This window comes from Phenylobacterium sp., assembly GCF_037189685.1.
Classification (GTDB): Bacteria; Pseudomonadota; Alphaproteobacteria; order Caulobacterales; family Caulobacteraceae; genus Phenylobacterium.
In genome coordinates, this window is the sequence record NZ_JBBCIT010000020.1 from 1 (window position 1) to 22,519 (window position 22,519).

Here is a 22,519-nt window from a genome sequence, read left to right on the forward strand (position 1 = left end):
CCGGGGGCAAGTGGTGGGCGACCGCCTCGTAGTACTGCTCGGGGATGCTGGCGTTGGCCATGGCGGTAGTCTCCTTGATGGAGAGGGACTACCGGGACAGGGCGCAAACCGGATGCCAGCGGGTTTTGTCAGAGCTTGTAAAGATTCAACCGACTGGAGACCAACGAACAACAGGGAGGCCGATTATGTATGAAGCACTGATCAAACCCACGCCCGACGCGGTGAAGCGCTGGGGAGCACTGGCGTACGTCAGCGACGCCGACCGCCAGCGGATACTGGCTCTGCCGTCCGGCCAGAGCAAGATGGTGGTGGCCCAGCTGCAGCGCGAGGTCGCGGCCCCCGCTAAGAAGGCCACTCCGGCGAGGCGCGGTGACTGAACAGGCGGCTCTGGCCGTCGAGATCTTTATCCCATCGTGGCACCCGGCGAAGCTCAACGAGATTCTGAGCGGGCATTGGTCCAAGGGGCACAAGCTCAAGAAACGGGACCGACAGTTGGTCTGGGCCTATTCCCAGAAGGCAGCCCGCGCGGTCGGGAAGCGGCGGCTGGAACTCACGATCATCCTGAAGAAGGGCCAGCGTGGCGCCGACCCTGACGCATACTTCAAAAGCCTCTGCGACGCCCTGAAGCAGGAAAAGCTCCTCGTCGACGACAACCGGCAGGGCGTCGAGCTGATGCCGGTGCGTTACGAGAAGGCCGCTGGCGACGAATGGGGCTCGGTCATCCGGCTCTGGGACGTTCAGCCAGCCTGAGCGATCGGCTCGAACACGCACTCGACGACTTCCCAGTACCCGCCGCCGCCCTTCTTAATCAGGATCTCGCTAGGCACCGGGAGCGACGGGGCCAGCTTCAGGGCCTCCTCGACGCTGTTCGGCGTGCGGATGCCGGGGGCGCGCACTTGCCACCAGTTGGCGGCGTCCTGCCGGCGCGAGCCCGAGTGGCTGAAGCAGACCCACTCCCGGTACGTCTTCAGGCCGCACTGGTAATTGACCCTCATGGTCGGCAGCTTGCCGTCCTTCTGGTGCAGGGCGTAAAAGACCCGCGTGACCGGCACGCTCTTCGGCTTGATCTGGGATGAGAGGATCGCCGCGTCGCTGGCCTCGCCGCTCAGGTTGTGCGCCGGCGCGGGGTATTCGTGGCCGCAGGCGATGCAGACGCGGGCCGCCGTGGAGGACTCGGCCTGGCAGGAGGGGCAGATTTTGACAGGCACGGTCCGGTCGTCGCTCTTCCCGCGCTTCTTCGGCTGGCTGACGGCGATCTGGTCGATCGGCCCAAGCGCTTCCACCACCCCGCCGAAATCGAGCACCACCGCGTCACGCTTGCCGGGGAACGTCCGCATGGCCCGCCCGCAGCACTGTATGTAGAGCACGGGGCTGCGGGTCGGCCGCATGAAGGCGAGCAGGTCGATCGCCGGGTTGTTGAAGCCGGTCGTCAGCTGGGCCACGTTCACCAGGCATCGCAGGCCGTCGCCCTCGTAGGCCCGCAGGATGGCGTTCTGGCGCTCCACCGGCAGCTTGCTGTGGACCGCTTCGCAGGTGTAGCCCCGGGCCCGGATCTCGTCGCGGATGTGCTCGGCGTGCTGGACGTCTGCCGCGAAGACGAGCCATTTCTTCCGGACGGCGCCGTGCTCGACGATCTCGTCGACGCAGGCCCTGGTGACTTCCTCCTTGTCCACCGCTTTTGCGAGCTGGCTGCCGATGAAGTCGCCGCCCTGCCGCTTCACTCCGGTCGTGTCCATCTGGGTGCGCATCCGGGGCGTGACGAGCGGGCAGAGGTATCCCTGGTCGATGAGCAGGTTCATCGGCACCTCGTAGGCGATGTCGGTGAACAGGGCGTTCTCCCCGCGGTGGAGGTAGCCGCTGCCGGGCCGGAAGGGCGTGCCGGTGTAGCCCACGACGCGCACGCAGGGGCTGTTCATGCGCAGTTCGGAGAGGAACTGGCGGTACATCGTGTTTTCGTTGGGCGACAGCAGGTGGCACTCGTCGATCAGGACGAAGTCCACGATGCCGCGTATCTCGAAGGCCCGCTTGTAGATGCTCTGGATGCTGGCGAAGACCACCTGGCCGTCGAGGCGCTTCTGGCCGAGCTTGTCGCTGTAGAACGAGACGTCAGCGTCGGGCCAGAGGCCGAACAGCTCGCCCGCGTTCTGCTTGAGCAGCTCGGACATGTGGGCCAGCATCACGAACCGCGCCTCGGCGTAGATCGCCCGTATCCGCATGATGAAGTCGGCCATGACGAAGCTCTTGCCGCCTCCGACCGGGATCACCACCATCGGGTTGCCGGTCTTCTGGGTTACGAAGTCGATCGTCGCGTCGTTCGCGGCCTTCTGGTGCGGGCGGGGCGTTTTCATAGCAGGAAGCCGCGTGACTGCATGAAGTCAATGGGGTCTTTGGCGTGTTTTGACCAGTTACAGGGAGGGCACAGCACCTGAATATTCCTCGCCGAGTTATCGCCTCCTCTAGCAAGAGGAACTATGTGATCTACGTGATACGCCGAGACAAGTTTCACCTTGCAGCACGCGCACCTTCGCTTCTGCAAGCGGAGGATCCGAACTATGTCTTCCAATGAATGATCTCCGCCGATCTCCAACTTCCGCGCCTTCCGCTTGGCTGAGTAGATTCGCGATTTCGCCCTGACATGATCAGGGTTGTTTTTTCGCCAACGTCGCTTCCGATCCACGATCTCTTTCTTGTGCATTTCGTAGTAAACACGGCCTGCCGCGCGTACTTGTTCTGTGCAGTCGGCTTTTCGCTTGGCGACGCGAGCTTTTACAGGCTCAGGATTACTTCGATAGACCGCTCGGTCTCTCTGAGATTTACATGCTACGCATGTATTGTTGAGCAAGTACCGCTGCGCGACGTGTGCTTTCGAGCAAGGGGTCCCGGTGAAGTAATGCCGCAGTCCAAGAGACCTGGCCTCCGAAGCAGTGACAATCGGCCCAGAGTGGAATATTGTGGGGTTATTCATAACGTGTTTCCTCTATCCCGTCTCGCTGTCGACGAAAGTCGATCCATCATGCATCCGATATTTAACCCATGACTCGCCCACGTCGTCGACCTCGCCGGCCACGAAGCCGGGCAGGTACAAATGAGCGGGGCAGCCTTCGCGCTGGGCATCTTCGGAGAGAATCTTGTCCCATCGTTCGCATCGCCATTGCCCTCGCCAGACAGGTGCCGCATGCAGGCAAGTGCGGCAGTTCCGCTCCGGCGGCTGTTGCCTGTGGCAGATGTTCGCGAACGAGCAAAAGCGGCATTCGAACTGGTCGGGCGTTTCGCTCAGTCGCACCGGGGGGGTGTTGGCCCTCACGATTCTTTCGGCTTTAGCCTTCAGCTCAAGGGCGATCGACGTGTCCGCGTCGGTGCGAACGCCCAGCCATTCCCTGCCACCCGGGGTGCTTACCACGGTGTAGTGCCGCGTCAAGCCTTCATAGAATGCGTAAAGCATTCCTTGGCCGTAATAAATTGGATTCCACTTCCGCAGAGCGGCCTTCTGGCCGTAATCCCTGATTATTCGCTGGAGTTCGTTGAATTTCTTGAGCGCGGTCGCTTTAATTTCCAGGACGTGCCGCGTCTTTGGGGCCTGTAGAATTCCATCGATCAAGCCGTCGGCGTGGCCTCGCACATGACCGTCCACGTCACTATAGGCGATCTGTCGCCCTGTCGCCGGGTCGCGGTCGATGACCGTCACGCCTGGGGCCATTTTCAACCGTTGGATGACCAGGTCCTCGGTTCTGAACCCGTCCTCGAATCGCTTCAAGGTGAGGGCGTCGAAGATTTCGCGGCCAGCCCAGCGGAATCGGTAAAACAATTTTCGCGAACAAGGCTCAGCAAGGCTGCTCATGCCGAGGTATGGCCTGGGCTTCTCGAGCTGCGACTTCGACTCGAGGGCCCGGTCGGCCGCCTCCAGGGTCGGGGCGCGCTCGTCAGGGGTGGGGATCTTCGCCATAGGCAAGCGGCGCGGGGTTGCCCCCGCGCCATCCCCTTTACGCCACCGGCTTGCGCCAGGAGGGGCCGCCCGCACTGGCGGCCGCCGCCGCAGGCCTCGCAGCCCCGGCCGGCTGACTGGCGGCAGGTTGCCCGCCCGCCTTCGCCTTGACCTGCTCCTTGAACGCCTTGACCTCGACGCCCATCGGGTAGTAGCCCGAGACGCGATTGCGGGGCGTGCCGTTATTGTCCTTGCCGATGTAGATCTCGGCCTGCACCTCGGCGTTCAGCAGTTCCTGATCATCCTGCAGCACGGGGATGCCGGCCGCCTTGGCGAGCTTGCCGAGCTGCTCCAGTCCGATGCGGGTGGCCTCTGCGCTCGGGTTCATGATGTTGAAGGTGTCCCAGAACTTGCGGCGTGTGAAGCCGTCCGGGGCCGTGATGTCGAATTCGACCTCGACGAACACGCCGTCCTTCTTCTTGGTATCCTTCTGCTGGGACCGGACGACGACCAGCGAATAAACGCCGGCCGGCAGCGGGTCGCGGCTGCCGGTGTTGTACTCGACCTCGCCGGTGTTGATGGATTGTCCTAGGTATGCCATGGTCTTTTCCTTTCGATGGCTGGTGGTTAAGCGTTGGTTTCGGGTTCTTCCTGCTCGGCCGGGGGCGGCGAGTCGGGCAGGAACTTCTTCAGGTAGGGCACGTGCTGGGCGAGCACACTCCAGGTGTTGCCGTCGAGCGCGATGCTCTCGGGCAGGCCGTAGCGGTTCTTGGCGAGGTACGAGGGCTTTTCCTGCGTGTAAAGCATCCTCGCTCCCGAACCTATTGCGCGTTTCTTCGTCTTGTTGAATTCCAATTTTTCGTCGGTCACGTTCGTCTTGTAGTTGGCGAACAACACGCAGTCGCTGTGCTCCTGCACGAGCGCGCCGGCCCCCTCGCCCTTGCTGTTGATGTGCAGCTTGATCTGATATCGGTCGTACGGGCCGGTCTCCGGATTGTCGAACCGCTTGACTGCCGAGTGGGCCGTTTGGATGATCATCATCTGCTTCGCATCGCGGAGATAATTGATTCCATCTATATATTCACGCCAGTAACCCACGGCCATGGTGTAGCCTTTGCCGTAATCAAGATCCTCGATTGTGCCGACTTTCTGCCTCTCGCACACCTTCTTCCAGATGAGCGGCTCCAGCCAGTCGAGCGAATCGACGACCAGCGTCCCGAAGCCGTGATTTTCAGCGATCAGCACGTTCAGGGCGTCGAGCACGTCCTGATAAGACTGCGCCAGAGGGAAGGCCGGGGCGTCAATCACGCCCAACCCGTCCTCGGTTTGGATGAATATAGGTTCGGGGGCGTTCGCGCAAAACGTCGTTTTCCCGATGCCTGGCACGCCGTAGATGAGGACGCGGGGAGCCGTTTCGGATACGCCGCGTTTGATGGATGACAGTGAGATAGCCATGGTTCTATTCCTTTTGTGCTGATTGTTTGAATCGGTCGCGTACCGCGGCGATGGCCTGACCGGTCGTCGTCGTGGCGAGGTTGGTGACCCCCACGAAGAAGTCGCAGTCGCCATTGAGTTCGCGGGCGGCAATCGGCCGGTGGTTGCTGAATCGGACCTTGAAATCTCCCAAGTCCGGCCTCGCTACGGTGATGTACTTCGACACCGTCCTCCTAGCCTCGTACAAAGTGACAAGAAAGCCGTCTCTGATCATTACTTCGCAGAAGATGATCCACCGAGGCTTCTCGTACCCAGCTCGATGCAGCGATTCAGCCCGGTGGTTCAAGTAATCCAACGTCACCACTTTATTGGTAGCTTTCTGGATTACTTTGCGCTTTCTTTTCTTCGCCATACCTACTCGCTCCCATCGCTGCGGGTTACGGAGAGCGACGGCGCGGACGGCTTGACGGTGCGGGCGGGCTCGAAGCTCGCTTTCAAGTCGCTGGGCCAGGCCTTGTACTTCGATTCCTTGATGGTGAGCTTGCGGTCGATGTATTCGTAAGGATCACTGCCCCAATCGTCCCTGATCGTCTCCACGAGCTTGGCCAGTTCTTCCTGGTCCCACTCGACGCGGGGCGCGGTGGTGACGTCGATCTTGCAGCCTGCTTCTTCGATGTGGACGACGCCGAACTGGCTGCCCTTTTCCGCGTAGGCTTTGGCGACCGCGTCGCGCTTGCGGTGCAGGTATTCGTCCTTGAGGCGGCGGAGGGCCTTGGCCTGCGCGTCGGCCGCTGCTTCGGCCGCCAGGATGGCCTCGAGCAAGGCCTGGTCGGTGAGTTGTTGGAGTTCGTCCATGATGTACCTCTTTTCTGTTCGATTCGTTTCTATGGTGCGGCGTCATGCCGCAGGACGGACCCTAGACCGCAATGCACCCACATGTCAATCATAAATTACTACTTGACCCAACAAATATTGATCCATATGATTCGGCCGATAACAAAATGGCATGGAGTGCATTATGGCCGAAGGAATCGAGCCGGGCGTCGAACTGATGAAATCCGAGGACGTGGCGGCCCTGCTCCTTGTGGACGAGGTGACGCTCAAGCGATGGCGCATGGAGAACCGCGGCCCCCGCTGGATCAAGCTGGGGGATTCTCAGAACAGCCCGGTGCGCTACGACCGGGCCGAGGTGAACGACTTCCTGCGCAGGCGGACCGAGGGCGAGGGCGTCCCGTGATCGACCCCGACGAGAAAGAACGCATCGCGCTCCTCACCGGAGGCCAGGCGGGCGGAGAGTATCTCGATTCGCTCGGCGTGAGCGACCTCGCGAGGCTCGACGACGGCCAGTGGCTCCAGTTCCTCCGCTGCCTCGTCGGCGGGTTCCAGGACGCGATGCAGGCGTTTGAACAAGCAACCCGGGGCCTGCCTCATGATGAACCACCGCTCGACTGACGACTTCTTCAAGACCCCGCTCGGGAAATTCCTCTCCTGGCACCTCACCTACGGCTTCTCCCTCTTCCCCATCCACGGCATCACCGCCGAAGGCCATTGCACCTGCCGCGAAGGCGCGAGCTGCGGCCACCCGGGGAAGCACCCCTACACGGCGCACGGCTTCAAGGACGCCACGAAGGACCGCGAGGCGATCACCCGCCTGTTCGACGGGCGCACGGACCTGAACGTGGGCATCGCCACCGGCAAAGAATCCGGCGTGATCGTCATCGACCTCGACGGCCAGGCCGGGGAGGAGAGCTGGAAGGCGATGACCGAAGCCAACCGCCAGTCGCCGGTCCAGCCCGGCATGATCTTCGAGACCGGCAAGGGCCGCCACCTGCTCTTCCGCTACCCGAACGTCATCGTGAAGAGCCGTCAGAAGCTGGCCGGGTACGAAGGCGTCGACGTGCGGGCCGACGGCGGCTACATCGTGGCCCCGCCCTCGACCCACCACTCTGGCCGCAAATACCGCGTGCGGGAAGAATCCTTCAGGCTCGGCGTGCCACACGCGCCTACGTGGCTCATGTCGCTGCTGCTGTCGTCCGCACCCAGACGGGCGGAGCCGGCGGGCGATTACACCGCGACGAGCGGCGCGACGCCGGCATGGAGCGCTTACGACGTCCGTGGAATGCTCGACGCCCTCGACCCCAGCATGGGCTACGGCGACTGGATCCACGTGGGCATGGCGCTGCATTCGGGCGGCTACCCGCTCTCCATGTGGGACGACTGGAGCCAGAGGGGCAGGCAGTACAAGCCAAACTGCTGCGTATCCCACTGGAAGAGCTTCCGGCCCGGCCAGGGCATCACCATGGGCACGCTGGTGGACATGGCCCGCACCCACGGCTGGAAGCCGGCCGAGATGGCCCGCGAGCGTCAGCCGGCCGACGTTTCCAACGTCATCTCATTCGCCGAGAAGGTGAAGAACGTCTGGCGGGAGCGACAGGAGGCCGAGGCAAACCCTACCCAGGCCGGGGCCCAGGACGAGGCCCCGGCGGCGGAAGTTTCCGCAGGAGGTGACGATGACGCAGGGACGGGCCAGTTCGGCTTCTCGCCCCTGAAACTGCCCGGGATGATCGGCGACACCGTCCGCTGGATCACCCTGCACGCGTTCTTCGACCAGCCGGAGCTGGCGCTGCTCAACGTCCTGGCCTTTGCCGGGGCCTGCATGGGCCGCCGCTACGCCTCGCCGCTCGACACGCGGACGAACATCTACCTCGTGGGGATCGCCGGCACCGGCCAGGGGAAGGATTTCAGCCGCAAGATGATCCAGGGGCTCGCCGCCCGCGCCGAACTGTCGGCCTTCGTCGGCGGCAACGCCATCCGCTCCGGCTCGGGCCTCGCCCGCGAGATGGAGAGCCGGGCCAGCCAGATCATGATGCTCGACGAGTTCGGCATGTTCCTCACGGCGCTTTCCGACCCGAAGACGATGCCCTACCTGCGGGAGACCAGCAAGCTGCTGATGGAGTTCTATAGCGCCAGCAACGGCAGCTACAACCACGGCTCCTACGGTGACGCCAAGCTCAAGCCGATCGTCCTGCACCAGCCGAACCTGTGCATCTACGGCACCACGACGCTCTCCAGCTACGTGCCGGCCCTGCGGAAGGGCGCCATCGAGTCTGGCGACCTCAACCGGTTCATCGTCGTGCCCAGCACGGTCGAGGTGACCGTGAAGCGTCACGTGCCGCCGATCGAGTATCCGGCACCGCTGGTCGAGGCGTGGAAGCGGCTCGAGCTGTCGTCGGAAGACGGGCTGGGGGCGGCCAACTCCTGCTCCGTCGTCGGGCGGATCCGCCGGGTCGAATGGGGCATCGGCGTGGAGGACGAGGTGTACCAGATGCGCGTCGAGCAGCTGGAGCGGATCAAGAAGGAGGGCCCGACCGGCGCACTGTGGGCCCGCTACGCCGAGAACGCCATCAAGGTCGCCATGATATTCGCCATCGCGCGCGACACGGCCGAGCCCGTCGTGACGATCGCCGACCTGGACATCGGCAAGAGCATCGTCGGCCGGTCCATCCGCTACATGGAGGAGCTGGCCACCGAGCACATGGCCGAGACCGAGCACGAGGCGAACGGCCACGAGATGCTGCGCTTCATCCGGAGCCAGGGGACGGCCGGCGTCAGCCGCTCCTCCCTGCTCCGCCGCTTCCGCCGCCTCAAGCGGAAGGACATCGACGAGCTCATCTGTTCGCTCCAGGAACAGGGCGTCATGGAGCCCTTCGACGCCGCCCCGACCGGCGGGGCCGGCAGGCCGCCGGTCATGTTCCGGGCCCGCTAGGGCGCCTGCGCCCAGATTATTTCCACGGAAGTAAATATTTACCTCGTTTTATCGTGGATTTCCCGCCGTTTAATCAATTCCTTCCAAAACCCTAGGCGTTTCTCACCCACCCCATCAGGGGAACATAAAATCAAAGGGGGGTCTCTAGGGAAGGAAGGAAATAAATAATTATTATAATAAATATTATTAAATAAAGTATTGTATTACATAGGGTCTTGCTTCAATATTTCCTTCCTTCCATCTTTCCCTTTACAAAGAATACAAATAATGCAATGAATCAGGCCATTCAATGCAACTGAACCAGCGAAGGGACGAAATATGGATGGCGATGGAACCACAGGCCCGAATGAATGCGTAGCCCTGATGATGGAGTTCCGAATCAGGCACCGGATGACCAGGGCGGAGGCGGCGAGGGCGATCGGCCTGCCGGAGAAGACGGTGGCCCGCATCGAGGATTTCGACGGCGGTGCCATACCCGCCCGCGTCGCCCTGACTCTCGCCGCGATGCTGGCAGACTCACGGGAAGGTGCCGCGTCTTCGCTACATCCGCCCCGCCTGGTCATGGCTTCGCTGGCCGAGGAGAGGATGGCCGGCAAAGCCGCAGCCCTGGCGGGATACATGGGATCTAGGCCGGACGGCGTGACTCAGACTGACCTGTTGAGGCGTTTCCGGTGCTTCCGAGCCGTCGAGATCAGCCGCATCATGGGCGGCCTCGAAGACATGGGATGCATCCGCGTGGAGCGGAAAGCGAAGGCGCCCGACATCGCAGGCCGACGGGCCGTGGTTTACCGGCTCCTCGCTGATCGCGGGACTTGCCGCCAGGCGATTTCGGCTCTCATGGGCTGCGGGCGTGCGGACGGCACGAGCCGCTAACAAACCAGTTGCGCTTCGTTCGGACGGCGCTATGCTGAAAAAACAAAAACGGCTCCCCGTGGTGGTGGGAAGCCGTTTTCTAACACACACGAGAAAGGACCTCGATATGGCTACCAAGAACCTAGACCAGAACGCTCCACACATCAACCGTAATCGACGCGTCGTCGGCAGGACGAGCATCAACCGACTCCCCAGCCTCGCGCTCAGCGTCCTGGCGCTGACCTGCCTCACCGCGTGCCAGCATCCGGGGCAGAACCGCTACGGGTGGCAGGACGTCGGCCAGGCCACCCGGGTCACCTTCGGCACCGTCATCTCGGTGCGCGAGATCGAAATCACCGGGCAGAACACCGGCATCGGTGCCACCACGGGCGTCATCGCGGGCGCGGGAGCCGGTTCCATGATCGGCAGCGGCAACGGCTCGCTCGCCGGGCTCCTCGCCGGTGCCATCATCGCCGGAGTGGCGGGTGCGGCCATCGAGCAGGCGGCGTCCGACCGCCAGGGCCTCGAATACATCGTGACGCTCGAAGACGGCGAGACGAATTCGATCGTGCAGAACAAGGCCGAGGGCGACGTGGCGCTGAAGCCGGGCGAGCGGGTGATGGTGCAGACGCGAGGCGCCTACCAGCGGGTGCTGCCGGCGGAGAACCTGCCTGAAGAGATCGCGCGTCCCAAGAAGATCGAAGTGCGGGGGTGACGTGAGCGGGCGGGATGACGATTCGGAGCTGACGTCGGAACAGGCCGCGTTGCTCGACCTCGACGAACGCGTCCGGGTGCTGGAGCGTGCCGTCAAGCTGCTGGTCAATGACGTCAGGAAGCTGATGAAGGCCCACAACGACCGCATCGGCGAGTAGGCTCACGAAGTTTGTTGCGCCCGGCTAGATGTTGTGGCATCCTCCGCCAAACGACTAGGGGTTGCGATGGTGGAAGAGTACGAAGTCGGTGACATCATCCCGGAGGCGATGGCCATTCGGAGGAAGATGGTTTACCAGAAAAATGCCCGTAACCACGTGTGTTCGGCCCGCGTACTGGCCCCCCTGCTCCTCGACGAGCTCTACCAGCGGAAGATCATCGGCCACGACCACCATTTCTACGGCGTGCAGCTGATGACGATGCGCAAGCTTTTCCTCTCGCCGGTCCAGGCGAAGATCGGCATGTTCATCCTCCGCGACGAGGACGGCGCGCCGAGCAAGCCCATCCCCATGCTCGATTCCGACTACCTCAAGGTCATGCGGGGCATCCGCAGCGACACCTACCGCAACCTGGTCCGCGAGGTGTGCGACGAGGCAGTTGATCCGAGGCAGTACCAGCGGTATGTCAGCCATGACCTTGGCGACGCGTTCGACCGGCTGGTGGAGTCGGTGAAGGCCTTGTGGGAGAACAAGAAGGCGGCGCTCGAAGCAGAGGGGCGGGTTGAGGCTACGCGGGTCACCGCTGTCTTCACGCCGCCCGGCGTGACAAAAACGGTTAGCTCATGAGCCTTTGCGACAAATGTTATGCACCCGGATCGTGCTGCAAGAAGTTTGCCCTCTTCCACCAGGGGGGAGAACGGACCTATTGGGACGATGAAGGCGAAGATGTCGCGAGCGAATCGCTTCGCTCACAAGGGCACCCCTTCTACCCAGTTGGGAAGCGTGGGACATGGCAAGATGCAAATGGCCGATCTTTTAGTGCCTACTGGTACTCCTGCAAGAACCTCCTGCCCTCGGGAAGGTGTGGCGACTACGAGAATCGCCCGCAGCTCTGTCGAAACTTCGAGCCGATGAGCTCACCCCTGTGCGTGCACTACCAAGGTGCTGAAGGCACCGGCGACGGCTTGTAGCGGCATGTGGTAGGCCCGCAACCGGGGTGCCGGCGACCGTCTGGAATAAAAATTCAATCGCTGATTGATGTTTTCCCTTGCGCGAGCGTGAGGCTTGTGGCAGGGTGCTGGGAACAAGGCAATTTCGCACGTCCAGATTTTGGCCCGGACAGCCGGGCACACGTCCACCCTATGACCGGCAGGCCCTCTCTCTACTCCCCAGAACTAGCTCAGGAAATCTGCGTACGCCTCGCCGATGGCGAGCCGCTTGCCGAAATCTGCCGCAGCGACGGGATGCCCCACCCGAGCACGGTACGCCGCTGGGCCTCGGACAACGAAGCTCTTTCACTCGCCATCGCAGACGCGCGCGAGGACGGCGAAGAACGAATCACCGCCGACATCCGCAAGACGGCGCGCGGCGAACCCGGCTACTCGACCGGCGACGTCATCCGCGACAAGCTGATCATCGACACCGACTTGAAACTCCTCGCCAAGTGGAACCCCAAGAAGTACGGCGACAAGACTCTCCACACCGGGGCTGACGGAGAAGCGCCAGCCGTCTTCACGCTGAACATCGACCGGCGTGACAAAGACGTTTGAGTATCAGCGCCCCTGGCTCTACGACAAACAACTCGCGGCCATCTTCCACGAGAAGCGGTACGGCCTCATCGAGGCCAGCACGAAGGCCGGCAAGACGACCGGCTGCATGGCCTGGCTGCTTGAGCGATCCATCCTCGGCAAGCCGAACCAGAACCGCTGGTGGGTGGCACCGGTCTATCCCCAGGCGAAGATCGCCTACCGGCGCCTGAAGAACGGCATCCCGCGACAAATCTACGACGCCCACGACACCGACCTCCGCCTCAGCCTGATCAACGGCACGCACATCTGGTTCAAGTCCGGCGAGAAGCCCGACAACCTCTACGGCGAGGACGTTTACGACGCGGTGATCGACGAGGCGAGCCGCCTCCGCGAGGAATCGTGGCACGCCGTGCGGTCGACCATGACGCAGACCCGTGGCCGCATCCGGATCATCGGCAACGTCAAGGGCCGCAGGAACTTCTTCTACCAGCTTTGCCGCAAGGCCGAGTCCGGCGACCCGGACATGGAATACCACAAGCTGACCGCCTACGACGCGGCGGCCGGCGGCGTGCTCGACCCGGCCGAGATCGAGGACGCGAAACGAACACTTCCCGAAGACGTCTTCCGCGAGCTCTACCTCGCCGAGCCGACGGATGACGGCGGTAACCCATTCGGCATCAAGGCCATCTCCGACTGCGTCGCTCCGCTCTCGACCCGTCCGCCCCACTGCTGGGGCATCGACCTGGCGAAGAGCCACGACTGGACGGTCTGCATCGCGCTCGACGAGTACGGTGCGGTCTGCCGCTTCGAGCGGTTCCAGATGCCGTGGCAGGAGACGATCTCGCGCATCGCAGAACTGGTCGGCGACTGCCCCGCCCTGGTGGACTCCACCGGCGTGGGCGATCCCGTCCTGGAGGCCCTGCAGAAGATCCGGCGAGGCTTCGAGGGGTTCAAGTTCAGCGCGACCAGCAAGCAGCAGCTCATGGAAGGGCTGGCGGTGGCCATTCAGCAACGCAAGATCAGCTACCCGGAAGGGGTCATCGTCATGGAATTGGAACAGTTCGAGTACGAATACACGAGGACCGGTGCCCGCTACAACGCGCCCGAAGGCCTGCACGACGACTGCGTCTGCGCTCTCGCCCTGGCGGTGAGCAAGTTCTCGGTGCCCCGGGCCGACTTCCGCATCCGCAGGCTGTAGATGCCCTGGCCTTGCCGCAAACCATCCCCCGTCCCCGAGCAGAAATCGCTCTCGTTCGGTGGCTTCTACTTCGGAAGCCCCCTGCTCGCCCCGGCGTCCGCCAGCTACGCGAGGCTCGCCAGGGAAGGGTACGGCCAGAACGCCGTGGCCTTTGCCTGCGCCAACAAGATCGCGACCGCCGTCGCCTCGGTGGAGCTCCAGCTCTTCCAACAGAAGGGCGATGACGTCGAACGGGTGATGCAGTCCCCCCTGCTCGACCTGATCGACAACCCGAACCAGATGCAGTCCTACCGCGAGTTCATGGGGCACCTGGCGAGCTACTACATCCTCTCGGGCAACGCCTACGTCCAGGGAAGCGGCCTCGATGGCAGGTTCCAGTCGAAGCAGCCCAAGGAGCTCTTCCTCCTGAGCCCCGGCCACATGACCGTGGAGCCCGGCCAGTACATGGGCATCCCGGCCAAGTACGTGTACGAGCCGAACGGCAGCACACGGCACGAATACCCGGTGGATGCGACCTCCGCCCGTTCGGCGGTCCTGCACCTGAAGACCTTCAACCCGCTTTCGCCGTGGTACGGCATGGCGCCGATGGACGCCGCCGCCCTGGCGATCGACCTGCACAACGCGGGGAACATCTGGAACTACTCGCTCCTCAAGCACGGGGCCAGGCCGTCAGGCGCTTTGGTCGTGAAGGCCAAGGACGGGCAGCTGGCGACCCTGAGCGACGACCAGTTCGCCAAGCTCAAGCAGCAGATGGATGAGTTCTCCGGCGTCGGCAACTCCGGCAAGCCCCTTCTTTTGGAAGGCGGGCTGGAATGGCAGGAGATGTCCATCAACCCGAAGGACATGGAGTTTCTGGAAGGCATGAACGCCGCGGCCCGCCAGATCGCGCTGGCCTTCGGCGTGCCGCCGATGCTGCTGGGCATCCCCGGCGACGCCACCTACTCGAACATGGCCGAGGCCCGCCTCGCCCTCTACACCGACACCGTGCTGCCGCTGATCCAGCTGATCGCGGGCGGCCTGAACCGCTGGCTCACCCCGCTTTACGGCAAAGGCCTCTACCTCTGGTACGACGAGGAGATGATCCCGGCCCTCGAGCCGCTGCGGAAGGCGAAGAGCGAGCGCATCAACGCCGACAACACGAAGACCGTGAACGAGAAACGCGCCGCGATGGGCGACGACGATATCGGCCCCGAAGGCGACGTGATCCTGGTGTCTTCCACCAGCGTGCCTTTGAGCCTCATCGGCGATCCGGGCATCGACGAGCTGAATAACGACCCGCCGAAGCCAGAGGAAGACGAGCTGGAGGAGGACCAAGAATGAGGTTCCGAGCATGGCTGCGCTTCCTACGACTGATCGGCTTCCAACGGCGGAAAGCGCTGACAGGCGGCTACTCGCTTGAGTACGCCCTCAGAATGCATGACCAACCGTAACCGCACCCTCCACGCCTGGCTCTACGCCATGACGCGGCTGGAGACCATGCTGAGAGCCCAGGACGCCCGAGCCCGTAACGCCCTGATCCGCAAGATCGCGCAGGAATACAAAAAGAACGGCCAGACGCCCAATCACGTCTTCGCCGCACACGAAACGCGCCTCGCCCAGATGCTCGCCGACCATTACCGCCGCACCATCCCCGTGTTCTCGCGGATGGCCCTCGGCCAGGTGAAGTCGCGACGCATCAGCCGCAAAGAAGCCCAGAGCATCTTCGAGGCGCTGACCCAGGAATGGATCGCCCGCGAGGCGCTCAGGAAGGCCAAGCTCATCGCCGACACCGACCGCGACGACATCGTGAAAGCGATATCGGCCTCGGTGGCGGACGGCGAAGGAACCGCCGCAATCGCACGGGCGATCCGGCAAGTCAGTTCGCTGACTCCCTTCCGGGCCTCAATCGTGGCACGCACGGAAACCCATGCGGCGGCCACGTTCGGCAGCATCGAGAGTGTACGCGAAGCCGAGCGGGAGCTGGGCGTCGTGATGCAGAAGGAATGGCTCGCCACGCGAGACGCCCGCACTCGGCCGGAGCACATGGCGGCTGACGGGCAGAAAGTCGGCCTGGACGAGAAATTCACGGTCGGCGGCGAGGCGATGGACCGGCCCGGGGATACGAACGCGAGTGCGTGGAACACGGTAGCGTGCCGATGTGCGCTGAGCTACGAGGAGAAGGTATGACCGCGGCCCTGAAGATCACGCTGAAAGAGCTGGACCAGTTTTACCGGGACACCCACAGCGACATCGAACTCGACGACTACATGCGGATGCGCGAGATCGTCTGGTCCGACCTTTCCTACGAGCGGAAGCTGGCGATCTACAACGCATTCGGCGACGTGAAGAGCGGCCAGCAGACGACGAAACGGACTGCGGCGAGCAAGGAGTCAACTGTCAGTCCGGCCCGCCAGTACCACGCACTTCCGGGAGTGGCCCACTACTTCCGGACGAACAAGCTGAACCACGAGAGCGGGGATTACCGCGAGGGGCCGACGACATGCGCCTACCGTTTCTGGAGGGCCTGGTACGCCGTGACCGGCAGGTCAGGCAGCATTCAGGAGCATCTGCACCTGTGCCGCTACAACAATCTGCACCCGATCGTGCCCGATGATGACCTCTAAACGCATCCTCTCCCATTCAGCCGTCACCACCGACGGCCGCCCGGTCATGGCCGGAACGTTCGCGCTGGTCGGCACGCATGGCCTGCCTCTCGAACTGATCCTCGACTTCTTCGCCCGCCGGAACTGGGTGATCGACTGGATCGACTACATCCGCGCGGCACTGGCGGACGGCCACAAGCCGGCAACGATCAAGGCCCGCATCCTCGCAGCCGTCGGCGACGTCCACGGCTCGGCATACGCCCGCGAAGTGCAGAAAAGGCTCGACGTGGCGCTCGATGCCTGACCGCCGCATCCTCTCCACCCACGGCAACGTCACCGCCGTGGACTTCCGGCCGCGCGCCGGAGCTGGTCTCAGCTTCACCGGCAAGAGCTACATCGTCCACGAAGACGAGCACACCATCCTCGGCCGCTACGAGTTCTACCTGAACGGCGAGCTGCAGAGCCGCAACCACTACCTGATCGACCGCCACGCGGGCACGATCGCCTATCTGTAACCAACCACGGACGGACACCATGACAAAGGAAGTCAAAAACTTCGCCTTCGATTTCGAGATCAAGGCGGACGGGGACTCTCGCACGATCGAGGGCTGGGCCTCCGTCTTCAACAACGTCGACCAGGGCAACGACATCATCGTGCCGGGCGCGTTCCTCAAATCCCTCGGCAGGCGCAAGGCTTCCGACCTCGTGCCGATCCTCTGGCAACATGACACGAAAGAGCCGATCGGCGTGTGGCACGACCTCCAGGAGATCGACAAGGGCCTGTTCGGCAAAGGCGAGATCTTCGACACCACGCGCGGCAACGACGCCTACAAGCTGCTCAAGGGCGGCGCCATCAAGGGCCTGTCCATCGGCTACTCGCCGAAGCAGTACGAGATCGACCAGAAGAAAGGCACCCGCAAGCTCACCGAAGTCGAGCTGTATGAGGTGTCGCTCGTCACGTTCCCCATGAACGACAAGGCCCAGGTGACGAGGGTGAAGTCGCTCGAGGAAATCCCGTTCGACGAGCTGTTCGAGCACAAACGAAAGATCGAGGCAGCCCTGCGGGACGCAGGGGCTTCCGACAGCGTGGCGACTTACGTCGCTTCGCTAATTCCGCAACCTGCCCAGCGGGACGCTGGGGGTGGGGAGATGAAGACGGCGACCGAGAGGCTTGCCACCTTGTTTCAACAATTTAAGTTATAGGTTCATTTATGGATACCGTTCAATTCGAGCAGCTGACCGCTGCCACCCAGAACGCACTCAACGCGTTCGAAAATCTGAAGAGCGATTTCACCGACATCAAAGGAAAGATGAAGGCCGTCGAGGGCATCGATCAGGCCACGTTCACCAAGATGGCCAACGACATCGCCAAGGGCATCGACCTGGCCCAGAAGGCCGAAGCCGCAGCCAAGGCCGCCGAGGACGACAAGATCGCCCGCGACGCCCAGTTCAAGGCGATGGAGGAGAAGTATTCCCTCCTGGAGACCGCCCTCGCCCGCCCGATTTCGGTGTCGACCGAGAGCAAGGGTGATTCCGAGAAGGACTACCTCCAAAAGAGCACCGCCCTCTTCAACGAGTTCGCCCGCAAAGGCGCCGTGAAGGGCGAGGACTACACCGACTACCTGAAGCGCACCGAGACCAAGGAAGACGAAGCCCGCACCATGGCGCTGAAGGCGATGTCCGTCAACAGCGACCCGGACGGCGGTTACCTCGTCATCCCGACCCTCGGCGGCACCATCACCACGCTGGTCCGCGAGACCTCGCCGATGCGTCAGTTGTGCAGCGTCCAAGTGATCGGATCCGATTCGCTCGAGTTCATGCTCGACAACGATGAGGCCGGCGCCGGCTGGGTGGGTGAGACGCAGGCGCGTCCGGAGACCAATACTCCCCGCCTGAACAAGCTGGTCATCCCCGTCAACGAGATCTACGCGCAGCCCAAGGCGACGCAGAAACTCATCGACGACGCGGTGGTTGACATCGAGGCATGGCTTGCCCGCAAGGTCGCCGAAAGGTTCGCCCGCATGGAAAACACAGCGTTCATGGTGGGTGATGGCGTGGTGCAGCCTCGCGGCATCTTGACCTATCCGAACGGCACCACGGGTATGGCGGTTGAGCAGATCGTCACCGGGGCGGCTTCGGCCTTCTCCTATGACGGTTTGGTCAATCTCCAGTCGGCCTTAAAGGAAGAGTATCAGACCAACGCGTCCTGGCTGGTCAACCGTTTGGGCTTCGGCAATTTGCTGCTGCTGAAGGATCTGAACGGCACGCCGATCTTCAACATGCAGTACGACATGCGCGTCGGCCTCCAGCGTTCGATCCTCGGTGCTCCGCTCTACTTCGCCGCCGACATGCCCGTTGTTGCCGCGAGCGCCCTTGCGGCGGTCTACGGCGATTTCAAGGCGGCCTACCAGATCGTGGACCGCACCGGCGTCCGCGTCCTGCGCGATCCGTTCACCGACAAGCCCTTCGTGAAGTTCTACACCACGAAACGCGTGGGCGGGGCGCTGGTTAATGGCGAGGCTGTGAAGATCGCCCGCGTCGCGGCAAGCTAAGCCAGTCCACCACATGACGAACAAGGGGCGGCCTTGGTCGCCCCACTCTATTGAAAGGAATCTCCTATGCCTATTCGTTCTTCCCTCTACTCGGAGACCGGCGTCGTCCATCTCCTCTCTTCGGCGCCGCGCCAGGCGGACGCCAACTCCACCGGCATGGACCTGCGCGACGCGGACAGCGCCGCCCTGCTCTTCACCGTCGGGGCCAACGGCGACACCCTGTCGGGCTCGGTCTACATCGAGCTCGAAGTCGAGGAGTCCGACGACAACTCGACCTGGAACGACGTCGCCAACCTCGACCTGACCAACTACGCCACGGGCACGACCAACACGGGCACCGCGGCCAAGATCGTCGCCAACGCCGGGGCAGCGAACAGCTACCTGGTGGGCTATAAGGGCAACAAGCGCTACATCCGCGGCGTGGTCAACATCACCGGCACCCACACCACGGGCACCCCTGTCGGCGTGGTTGGCCTGCGCGGCAACAACCACTACCAGCCCGCGAACGTGAACACCTAACCGGAGTCGGGGCGGGATGACCGCCCCATCTCATCAAGGAGGATTTATGGAAACGAAATTGAAGACCTACAAGATGCTGGAGTCGACCCACGGCTCCCGCGACGGCCTGAAAGTCGAGATGTTCAAGAAGGGCGAGACCTACGAACTCGAAGACGATCTGGCCGTGCAGTTCTCTCACCTCGGCGTGGTTCAGGAAGTGAGCGGCAAGGCTGCGGGCAAGAACCCCGCCGAAAACCGCTCGACCAAGGTCAGTGGCCCAACGGAAACCAAAGTGACTGGCCCCGATTCCACCAAGGAAGGCGAAGCCGGCGTCGACCTCGACACCCAGCACATCGAAGAGCTGGTGGCCGTGGCCCGCGACAAGTACGGCCTGGACGTCGACTCGACCATGAGCGTCGAAGCGGTTAAAGCCGCCATCGAAGCGGCCGAGGCCGGCGAGGAAGTCGATACGGACGCGATCCCGAGCGACTCGAAGCCCGCCACGACCGAAGGCAAGAAGGCCGACAAGGCCAAAGGCAAGAAGTAGTCGATGTCCCGCAGCTCGCTCACCCTCGTCACACCCCCGGTCTCCGAGCCGGTGACGGTCGGCGAGGTGAAGTCGTGGCTGCGGATCGACGACAACTCCGAGGATGCGACGCTCGTCGCCCTCGTCACCACGGCCCGCATGGCCGCGGAAGAATATCTCAGGCGGTCGCTGATCACCCAGAGCTGGCGCATGACGCTGAACCCGGTCCGCAGCCGGGCGCTCGACGACCTGCCCGCCGGCGTCTACGACCTGCCGGTCAACTACTTCGACGGCGCATTGACTCCGAGCGTCGTGCTGCCGCGCGGCCCGATCCAGTCCGTCACCACCGTCACCACCTACGGGCTGGATGACGTCGGTACGATCTACGACCCCGTCGGCTACCGGCTCGACACCGGCTCGGGACGGCTGCTGCTGACCAACGGCGCCACCTGGCCCGGGAGCCTGCGCTCCTACGGGGCGGCGGACGTCGTCTACGTGGCCGGCTACGGCGCTCAAGCCAAGGACGTGCCCCAGCCCATCCGCACCGCCATCCTGATCCACATCGCCGGCCTCTACGAGCAGCGCGGCATGTGCGAGTCGTCGATGGACCTGCCGCCCGGAGCGAAGCAGCTCCTCAACCAATACCGCGTCGTGAGCCTCTGATGGAGACCATCAAGCCGACGATGCGGCCGACGATCGGCCAGCTTCGAAATCCTTTCGGCGTCGCCCTGCCCTGGTTCCCGCATCTCGCCCCGATGCTGCCCCTGAATTACGTGCCCTGCAACGGCCAAACGATCAACGACATCCGCTCGCCGCTGAACGGCATGACGCTGCCCAACCTGAACAACGGCAAGTTCCTCGTGGGCGGGGCGAACGCGGATTCCGGCGTGGCCGTCGGCTCGAACGAGGTGAAGCTCTCCGCCGCGAACATCCCGGCCGTGACGCTGACGGGCAACACGGGCTCGGCTTCGGCCGGCACGCCCTCTGGCACGGTTTCCGTCGCATCCGGCGGGGCGCACTCGCATACGGTGAACGACCCGGGCCACATGCACGGCGTTAAAGGCTCGGCGACCGGGCTTTTGACCGGCATCACCGGCCTGGCGGTCACTTCAGCCGGTTCCGGGACCGGCAACACGATTAGCGCCAACACGAACGTCACCGTCCAGTCGGGCGGCGACTATACCCACACCGGCGGTTTCGCCGGCACTGCCCTGCCCAACCACTCGCACTCCCTGAGCGTCACGCTCGGCTACGAGAGCCCTGCGGCGCTCGACAACCGGCCCGCCTCGGTGAGCGTGGTCTGGATCATGAGGATCAAATGAGCTGCTGCGACTACCTGCCCGCCACCTTCCGCAAGCGGCTTACGCTGCAGGCGAAGGGCCAGCCAGTATCGGACGGCCAGGGCGGCAGGGAAGAAACATGGGACGACGTCGTCACGGTCTCCGCCTCGCTCGACCCGGTGAAATCCTACGAACGCTACCAGGCGATGCAGATGCAGACGCCGGTCAGCCACAAGATCGTCATGCGCTACCGGCCCGACGTGACCACCGCGAGCCGGTTCAGGCTCGGCGACCGGATCTTCTGGGTGAAGGAAGTCATCAACCAGGGGGAGCAAAACCGCTATCTCACCATCAAAGCCATCGAAAGGTTAACCCATGCCTAACAACCTGAAATTCTCCACCGGCCTCCGCAACGCCCGCGCGGACGCCATCACGACCTACACCGCCGGCAGCGCCCTGCTGAAGATCTACACCGCCTCGCAGCCCGCAGACGCGAACACCGCGATCTCCTCGCAGACGCTGCTTTCGACGCTGACCTGCAACGCGACCTTCGCCCCCGGCGCTTCGGGCGGCGTGCTCACACTCAACGCCATCACCAGCGACACGAACGCGGCCGCGACCGGCACCGCGGCGTTTTTCCGCCTCTTCAAGTCGAACGGCACCACCGTCGTCTGCGACGGCACGGTCGGCACGTCCGGGAGCGACCTGAACATCAACACCACGAGCATCCAGGCGGGTGCGACCGTGGCGGTGACTTCGTTTACGTTCACCGAAGGCAATGCCTGATTAATCAAAGGCTTGGCCAATGTCAGCCATTACGAAAGAACACCCCTGCTGGCCCGGCCTGGAGGCCAACTTCGTCGTCTCTTGGATCATCAACGAACTCAAGGGCGGCCTGACGGCTCGCGGCCTCCACATCGTCCAATCGCCGATCACACCGAATCGCTTGCACGGGCTCCTCAAACTCCTATCGGGCGGCGTCATCTCGCACCGGACGGCGAAAGAGGTTCAGGAACTCATGTTCGACGATCCCCGGAGCGCCGAGGAACTGGTCGAGGATTTGGGTCTGGCGAAGATCGCCGATCGACAGGCTCTAACCAAGGTCGTCGATTCGATCCTGACGGCCAACCCGGCTCGCGTCTCCGAGTACCGCTCAGGCAAGGACAAGCTGTTGGGCTTCTTCGTCGGACAGGCCATGAAGGCAACGGACGGCAAGGCCGATCCGGAGGCGCTTCGCAGCATCCTGGCCGACCGATTGGCCTCGTAAAACACATATCGAAAACCACGGAAAGGAATCCGCCATGCCCAAGAACACCGCAGACAAGAAGTCGCTCTTCATCGCAGCCCTGAAAGTCGACGCCCCCAGCGTCGAGACCGTCACCGAGAACCGCTTCCGCGTCGGCAACAACGAGTATCAGGTCTGGACCGAGGAAGAAGCCGCCGAATACGGCTATCTGTCCGGCGGCATCGCCACGAAGGACGCCGAACACCTCGTCTACCGCATCTTCTAG

The 22,519-nt window shown here is 63.2% G+C and carries 32 protein-coding genes; 26 read left to right on the plus strand and 6 right to left on the minus strand.

Annotated elements, in window-relative coordinates:
• Positions 1-185: 185 nt before the first annotated feature.
• Positions 186-377, plus strand: coding sequence for a hypothetical protein (locus WG212_RS13150; protein ID WP_337187555.1), 192 nt, complete (start codon positions 186-188; stop codon positions 375-377).
• A complete protein-coding gene (locus WG212_RS13155; protein WP_337187556.1) occupies positions 370-750 on the plus strand; it encodes a hypothetical protein in 381 nt (126 codons plus the stop codon). The genes WG212_RS13150 and WG212_RS13155 overlap by 8 nt, the downstream gene beginning before the upstream one ends.
• Here WG212_RS13155 and WG212_RS13160 read toward each other — a convergent pair.
• The 6 genes from WG212_RS13160 to WG212_RS13185 form a co-directional block, all read right to left on the minus strand.
• The gene (locus WG212_RS13160; RefSeq protein ID WP_337187557.1) at positions 738-2,348 is read right to left on the minus strand and encodes a DEAD/DEAH box helicase family protein; all 1,611 of its coding nucleotides are present in this window, start codon (positions 2,346-2,348) and stop codon (positions 738-740) included. The genes WG212_RS13155 and WG212_RS13160 overlap by 13 nt on opposite strands.
• Positions 2,349-2,977: 629 nt before the next feature.
• Complete coding sequence (locus WG212_RS13165; protein WP_337187558.1) at positions 2,978-3,943, minus strand: hypothetical protein; 966 nt, start codon at positions 3,941-3,943, stop codon at positions 2,978-2,980.
• 37 nt (positions 3,944-3,980) lie between these two features.
• Positions 3,981-4,523 carry a DUF669 domain-containing protein gene (locus WG212_RS13170; protein WP_337187559.1) on the minus strand — a complete coding sequence of 181 codons (543 nt, stop codon included), beginning with the start codon at positions 4,521-4,523 and terminating at the stop codon, positions 3,981-3,983.
• 26 nt (positions 4,524-4,549) lie between these two features.
• Positions 4,550-5,377 (minus strand): ATP-binding protein, encoded by an 828-nt coding sequence (locus tag WG212_RS13175; RefSeq protein ID WP_337187560.1) that lies wholly within the window; start codon positions 5,375-5,377, stop codon positions 4,550-4,552.
• Between the two features lie 4 nt (positions 5,378-5,381).
• The gene (locus WG212_RS13180) at positions 5,382-5,768 is read right to left on the minus strand and encodes a hypothetical protein (protein ID WP_337187561.1); all 387 of its coding nucleotides are present in this window, start codon (positions 5,766-5,768) and stop codon (positions 5,382-5,384) included.
• 2 nt (positions 5,769-5,770) lie between these two features.
• Complete coding sequence (locus WG212_RS13185) at positions 5,771-6,211, minus strand: hypothetical protein (RefSeq protein ID WP_337187562.1); 441 nt, start codon at positions 6,209-6,211, stop codon at positions 5,771-5,773.
• Between the two features lie 163 nt (positions 6,212-6,374).
• Between WG212_RS13185 and WG212_RS13190 the strand changes: the two genes are divergently transcribed.
• The 24 genes from WG212_RS13190 (at position 6,375) to WG212_RS13305 (ending at position 22,519) form a co-directional block, all read left to right on the plus strand.
• The gene (locus tag WG212_RS13190) at positions 6,375-6,593 is read left to right on the plus strand and encodes a helix-turn-helix domain-containing protein (protein ID WP_337187563.1); all 219 of its coding nucleotides are present in this window, start codon (positions 6,375-6,377) and stop codon (positions 6,591-6,593) included.
• A complete protein-coding gene (locus WG212_RS13195; protein ID WP_337187564.1) occupies positions 6,590-6,808 on the plus strand; it encodes a DUF6511 domain-containing protein in 219 nt (72 codons plus the stop codon). Before WG212_RS13190 ends, WG212_RS13195 begins: the two co-directional genes overlap by 4 nt.
• Positions 6,786-9,122 carry a bifunctional DNA primase/polymerase gene (locus WG212_RS13200; RefSeq protein WP_337187565.1) on the plus strand — a complete coding sequence of 779 codons (2,337 nt, stop codon included), beginning with the start codon at positions 6,786-6,788 and terminating at the stop codon, positions 9,120-9,122. Before WG212_RS13195 ends, WG212_RS13200 begins: the two co-directional genes overlap by 23 nt.
• A gap of 363 nt (positions 9,123-9,485) precedes the next feature.
• A complete protein-coding gene (locus tag WG212_RS13205; protein ID WP_337187566.1) occupies positions 9,486-9,995 on the plus strand; it encodes a hypothetical protein in 510 nt (169 codons plus the stop codon).
• Between the two features lie 31 nt (positions 9,996-10,026).
• Positions 10,027-10,689, plus strand: coding sequence for a hypothetical protein (locus tag WG212_RS13210; RefSeq protein ID WP_337187567.1), 663 nt, complete (start codon positions 10,027-10,029; stop codon positions 10,687-10,689).
• A gap of 1 nt (position 10,690) precedes the next feature.
• Entirely contained in the window at positions 10,691-10,846 is a 156-nt protein-coding gene (locus tag WG212_RS13215) for a hypothetical protein (protein WP_337187568.1), read from the plus strand.
• 66 nt (positions 10,847-10,912) lie between these two features.
• Positions 10,913-11,470 (plus strand): hypothetical protein, encoded by a 558-nt coding sequence (locus WG212_RS13220; protein WP_337187569.1) that lies wholly within the window; start codon positions 10,913-10,915, stop codon positions 11,468-11,470.
• A gap of 515 nt (positions 11,471-11,985) precedes the next feature.
• Positions 11,986-12,393, plus strand: a complete 408-nt coding sequence (locus WG212_RS13225) for a transposase (protein WP_337187570.1) — start codon at positions 11,986-11,988, stop codon at positions 12,391-12,393.
• Positions 12,377-13,570 (plus strand): terminase family protein, encoded by a 1,194-nt coding sequence (locus WG212_RS13230; RefSeq protein WP_337187571.1) that lies wholly within the window; start codon positions 12,377-12,379, stop codon positions 13,568-13,570. Before WG212_RS13225 ends, WG212_RS13230 begins: the two co-directional genes overlap by 17 nt.
• Positions 13,571-14,890, plus strand: coding sequence for a phage portal protein (locus WG212_RS13235; RefSeq protein WP_337187572.1), 1,320 nt, complete (start codon positions 13,571-13,573; stop codon positions 14,888-14,890).
• 96 nt (positions 14,891-14,986) lie between these two features.
• Positions 14,987-15,736 carry a phage minor head protein gene (locus WG212_RS13240; protein ID WP_337187573.1) on the plus strand — a complete coding sequence of 250 codons (750 nt, stop codon included), beginning with the start codon at positions 14,987-14,989 and terminating at the stop codon, positions 15,734-15,736.
• On the plus strand, positions 15,733-16,173 hold the full coding sequence (locus WG212_RS13245; protein WP_337187574.1) for a hypothetical protein: 441 nt from the start codon (positions 15,733-15,735) through the stop codon (positions 16,171-16,173). The genes WG212_RS13240 and WG212_RS13245 overlap by 4 nt, the downstream gene beginning before the upstream one ends.
• Complete coding sequence (locus tag WG212_RS13250; RefSeq protein WP_337187575.1) at positions 16,160-16,456, plus strand: hypothetical protein; 297 nt, start codon at positions 16,160-16,162, stop codon at positions 16,454-16,456. Before WG212_RS13245 ends, WG212_RS13250 begins: the two co-directional genes overlap by 14 nt.
• The gene (locus tag WG212_RS13255) at positions 16,449-16,667 is read left to right on the plus strand and encodes a hypothetical protein (protein WP_337187576.1); all 219 of its coding nucleotides are present in this window, start codon (positions 16,449-16,451) and stop codon (positions 16,665-16,667) included. Before WG212_RS13250 ends, WG212_RS13255 begins: the two co-directional genes overlap by 8 nt.
• A gap of 19 nt (positions 16,668-16,686) precedes the next feature.
• Positions 16,687-17,355 carry an HK97 family phage prohead protease gene (locus WG212_RS13260; RefSeq protein ID WP_337187577.1) on the plus strand — a complete coding sequence of 223 codons (669 nt, stop codon included), beginning with the start codon at positions 16,687-16,689 and terminating at the stop codon, positions 17,353-17,355.
• Positions 17,356-17,363: 8 nt separating this feature from the next.
• Entirely contained in the window at positions 17,364-18,704 is a 1,341-nt protein-coding gene (locus WG212_RS13265) for a phage major capsid protein (protein ID WP_337187578.1), read from the plus strand.
• A 66-nt stretch (positions 18,705-18,770) separates the two neighbouring features.
• Positions 18,771-19,223 carry a hypothetical protein gene (locus tag WG212_RS13270; protein ID WP_337187579.1) on the plus strand — a complete coding sequence of 151 codons (453 nt, stop codon included), beginning with the start codon at positions 18,771-18,773 and terminating at the stop codon, positions 19,221-19,223.
• A 58-nt stretch (positions 19,224-19,281) separates the two neighbouring features.
• Positions 19,282-19,749 (plus strand): hypothetical protein, encoded by a 468-nt coding sequence (locus WG212_RS13275; protein ID WP_337187580.1) that lies wholly within the window; start codon positions 19,282-19,284, stop codon positions 19,747-19,749.
• Positions 19,750-19,752: 3 nt separating this feature from the next.
• A complete protein-coding gene (locus WG212_RS13280) occupies positions 19,753-20,391 on the plus strand; it encodes a phage head-tail connector protein (RefSeq protein ID WP_337187581.1) in 639 nt (212 codons plus the stop codon).
• Entirely contained in the window at positions 20,391-21,050 is a 660-nt protein-coding gene (locus WG212_RS13285; protein ID WP_337187582.1) for a hypothetical protein, read from the plus strand. The genes WG212_RS13280 and WG212_RS13285 overlap by 1 nt, the downstream gene beginning before the upstream one ends.
• The gene (locus WG212_RS13290; protein ID WP_337187583.1) at positions 21,047-21,391 is read left to right on the plus strand and encodes a phage head closure protein; all 345 of its coding nucleotides are present in this window, start codon (positions 21,047-21,049) and stop codon (positions 21,389-21,391) included. Before WG212_RS13285 ends, WG212_RS13290 begins: the two co-directional genes overlap by 4 nt.
• Positions 21,384-21,794 carry a hypothetical protein gene (locus WG212_RS13295; protein ID WP_337187584.1) on the plus strand — a complete coding sequence of 137 codons (411 nt, stop codon included), beginning with the start codon at positions 21,384-21,386 and terminating at the stop codon, positions 21,792-21,794. Before WG212_RS13290 ends, WG212_RS13295 begins: the two co-directional genes overlap by 8 nt.
• A 19-nt stretch (positions 21,795-21,813) precedes the next feature.
• The gene (locus WG212_RS13300) at positions 21,814-22,275 is read left to right on the plus strand and encodes a GatB/YqeY domain-containing protein (RefSeq protein WP_337187585.1); all 462 of its coding nucleotides are present in this window, start codon (positions 21,814-21,816) and stop codon (positions 22,273-22,275) included.
• A gap of 34 nt (positions 22,276-22,309) precedes the next feature.
• Positions 22,310-22,519 (plus strand): hypothetical protein, encoded by a 210-nt coding sequence (locus WG212_RS13305; protein ID WP_337187586.1) that lies wholly within the window; start codon positions 22,310-22,312, stop codon positions 22,517-22,519.

Excerpts from the sequence above, each read along its gene's own strand:
- WG212_RS13180 (WP_337187561.1), bottom strand. The coding sequence starts at position 5,768 with ATGGCGAAGAAAAGAAAGCGCAAAGTAATCCAGAAAGCTACCAATAAA.
- WG212_RS13240 (WP_337187573.1), top strand. The coding sequence starts at position 14,987 with ATGACCAACCGTAACCGCACCCTCCACGCCTGGCTCTACGCCATGACG.
- WG212_RS13245 (WP_337187574.1), top strand. The coding sequence starts at position 15,733 with ATGACCGCGGCCCTGAAGATCACGCTGAAAGAGCTGGACCAGTTTTAC.
- WG212_RS13285 (WP_337187582.1), top strand. The coding sequence starts at position 20,391 with ATGGAGACCATCAAGCCGACGATGCGGCCGACGATCGGCCAGCTTCGA.
- WG212_RS13165 (WP_337187558.1), bottom strand. The coding sequence starts at position 3,943 with ATGGCGAAGATCCCCACCCCTGACGAGCGCGCCCCGACCCTGGAGGCG.
- WG212_RS13210 (WP_337187567.1), top strand. The coding sequence starts at position 10,027 with ATGCTGAAAAAACAAAAACGGCTCCCCGTGGTGGTGGGAAGCCGTTTT.
- WG212_RS13260 (WP_337187577.1), top strand. The coding sequence starts at position 16,687 with ATGACAAAGGAAGTCAAAAACTTCGCCTTCGATTTCGAGATCAAGGCG.
- WG212_RS13150 (WP_337187555.1), top strand. The coding sequence starts at position 186 with ATGTATGAAGCACTGATCAAACCCACGCCCGACGCGGTGAAGCGCTGG.
- WG212_RS13175 (WP_337187560.1), bottom strand. The coding sequence starts at position 5,377 with ATGGCTATCTCACTGTCATCCATCAAACGCGGCGTATCCGAAACGGCT.
- WG212_RS13300 (WP_337187585.1), top strand. The coding sequence starts at position 21,814 with ATGTCAGCCATTACGAAAGAACACCCCTGCTGGCCCGGCCTGGAGGCC.
- WG212_RS13270 (WP_337187579.1), top strand. The coding sequence starts at position 18,771 with ATGCCTATTCGTTCTTCCCTCTACTCGGAGACCGGCGTCGTCCATCTC.
- WG212_RS13160 (WP_337187557.1), bottom strand. The coding sequence starts at position 2,348 with ATGAAAACGCCCCGCCCGCACCAGAAGGCCGCGAACGACGCGACGATC.
- WG212_RS13205 (WP_337187566.1), top strand. The coding sequence starts at position 9,486 with ATGATGGAGTTCCGAATCAGGCACCGGATGACCAGGGCGGAGGCGGCG.
- WG212_RS13235 (WP_337187572.1), top strand. The coding sequence starts at position 13,571 with ATGCCCTGGCCTTGCCGCAAACCATCCCCCGTCCCCGAGCAGAAATCG.
- WG212_RS13255 (WP_337187576.1), top strand. The coding sequence starts at position 16,449 with ATGCCTGACCGCCGCATCCTCTCCACCCACGGCAACGTCACCGCCGTG.
- WG212_RS13250 (WP_337187575.1), top strand. The coding sequence starts at position 16,160 with ATGATGACCTCTAAACGCATCCTCTCCCATTCAGCCGTCACCACCGAC.
- WG212_RS13280 (WP_337187581.1), top strand. The coding sequence starts at position 19,753 with ATGTCCCGCAGCTCGCTCACCCTCGTCACACCCCCGGTCTCCGAGCCG.
- WG212_RS13265 (WP_337187578.1), top strand. The coding sequence starts at position 17,364 with ATGGATACCGTTCAATTCGAGCAGCTGACCGCTGCCACCCAGAACGCA.
- WG212_RS13200 (WP_337187565.1), top strand. The coding sequence starts at position 6,786 with ATGATGAACCACCGCTCGACTGACGACTTCTTCAAGACCCCGCTCGGG.
- WG212_RS13220 (WP_337187569.1), top strand. The coding sequence starts at position 10,913 with ATGGTGGAAGAGTACGAAGTCGGTGACATCATCCCGGAGGCGATGGCC.
- WG212_RS13170 (WP_337187559.1), bottom strand. The coding sequence starts at position 4,523 with ATGGCATACCTAGGACAATCCATCAACACCGGCGAGGTCGAGTACAAC.
- WG212_RS13295 (WP_337187584.1), top strand. The coding sequence starts at position 21,384 with ATGCCTAACAACCTGAAATTCTCCACCGGCCTCCGCAACGCCCGCGCG.
- WG212_RS13305 (WP_337187586.1), top strand. The coding sequence starts at position 22,310 with ATGCCCAAGAACACCGCAGACAAGAAGTCGCTCTTCATCGCAGCCCTG.
- WG212_RS13190 (WP_337187563.1), top strand. The coding sequence starts at position 6,375 with ATGGCCGAAGGAATCGAGCCGGGCGTCGAACTGATGAAATCCGAGGAC.
- WG212_RS13185 (WP_337187562.1), bottom strand. The coding sequence starts at position 6,211 with ATGGACGAACTCCAACAACTCACCGACCAGGCCTTGCTCGAGGCCATC.
- WG212_RS13225 (WP_337187570.1), top strand. The coding sequence starts at position 11,986 with ATGACCGGCAGGCCCTCTCTCTACTCCCCAGAACTAGCTCAGGAAATC.
- WG212_RS13290 (WP_337187583.1), top strand. The coding sequence starts at position 21,047 with ATGAGCTGCTGCGACTACCTGCCCGCCACCTTCCGCAAGCGGCTTACG.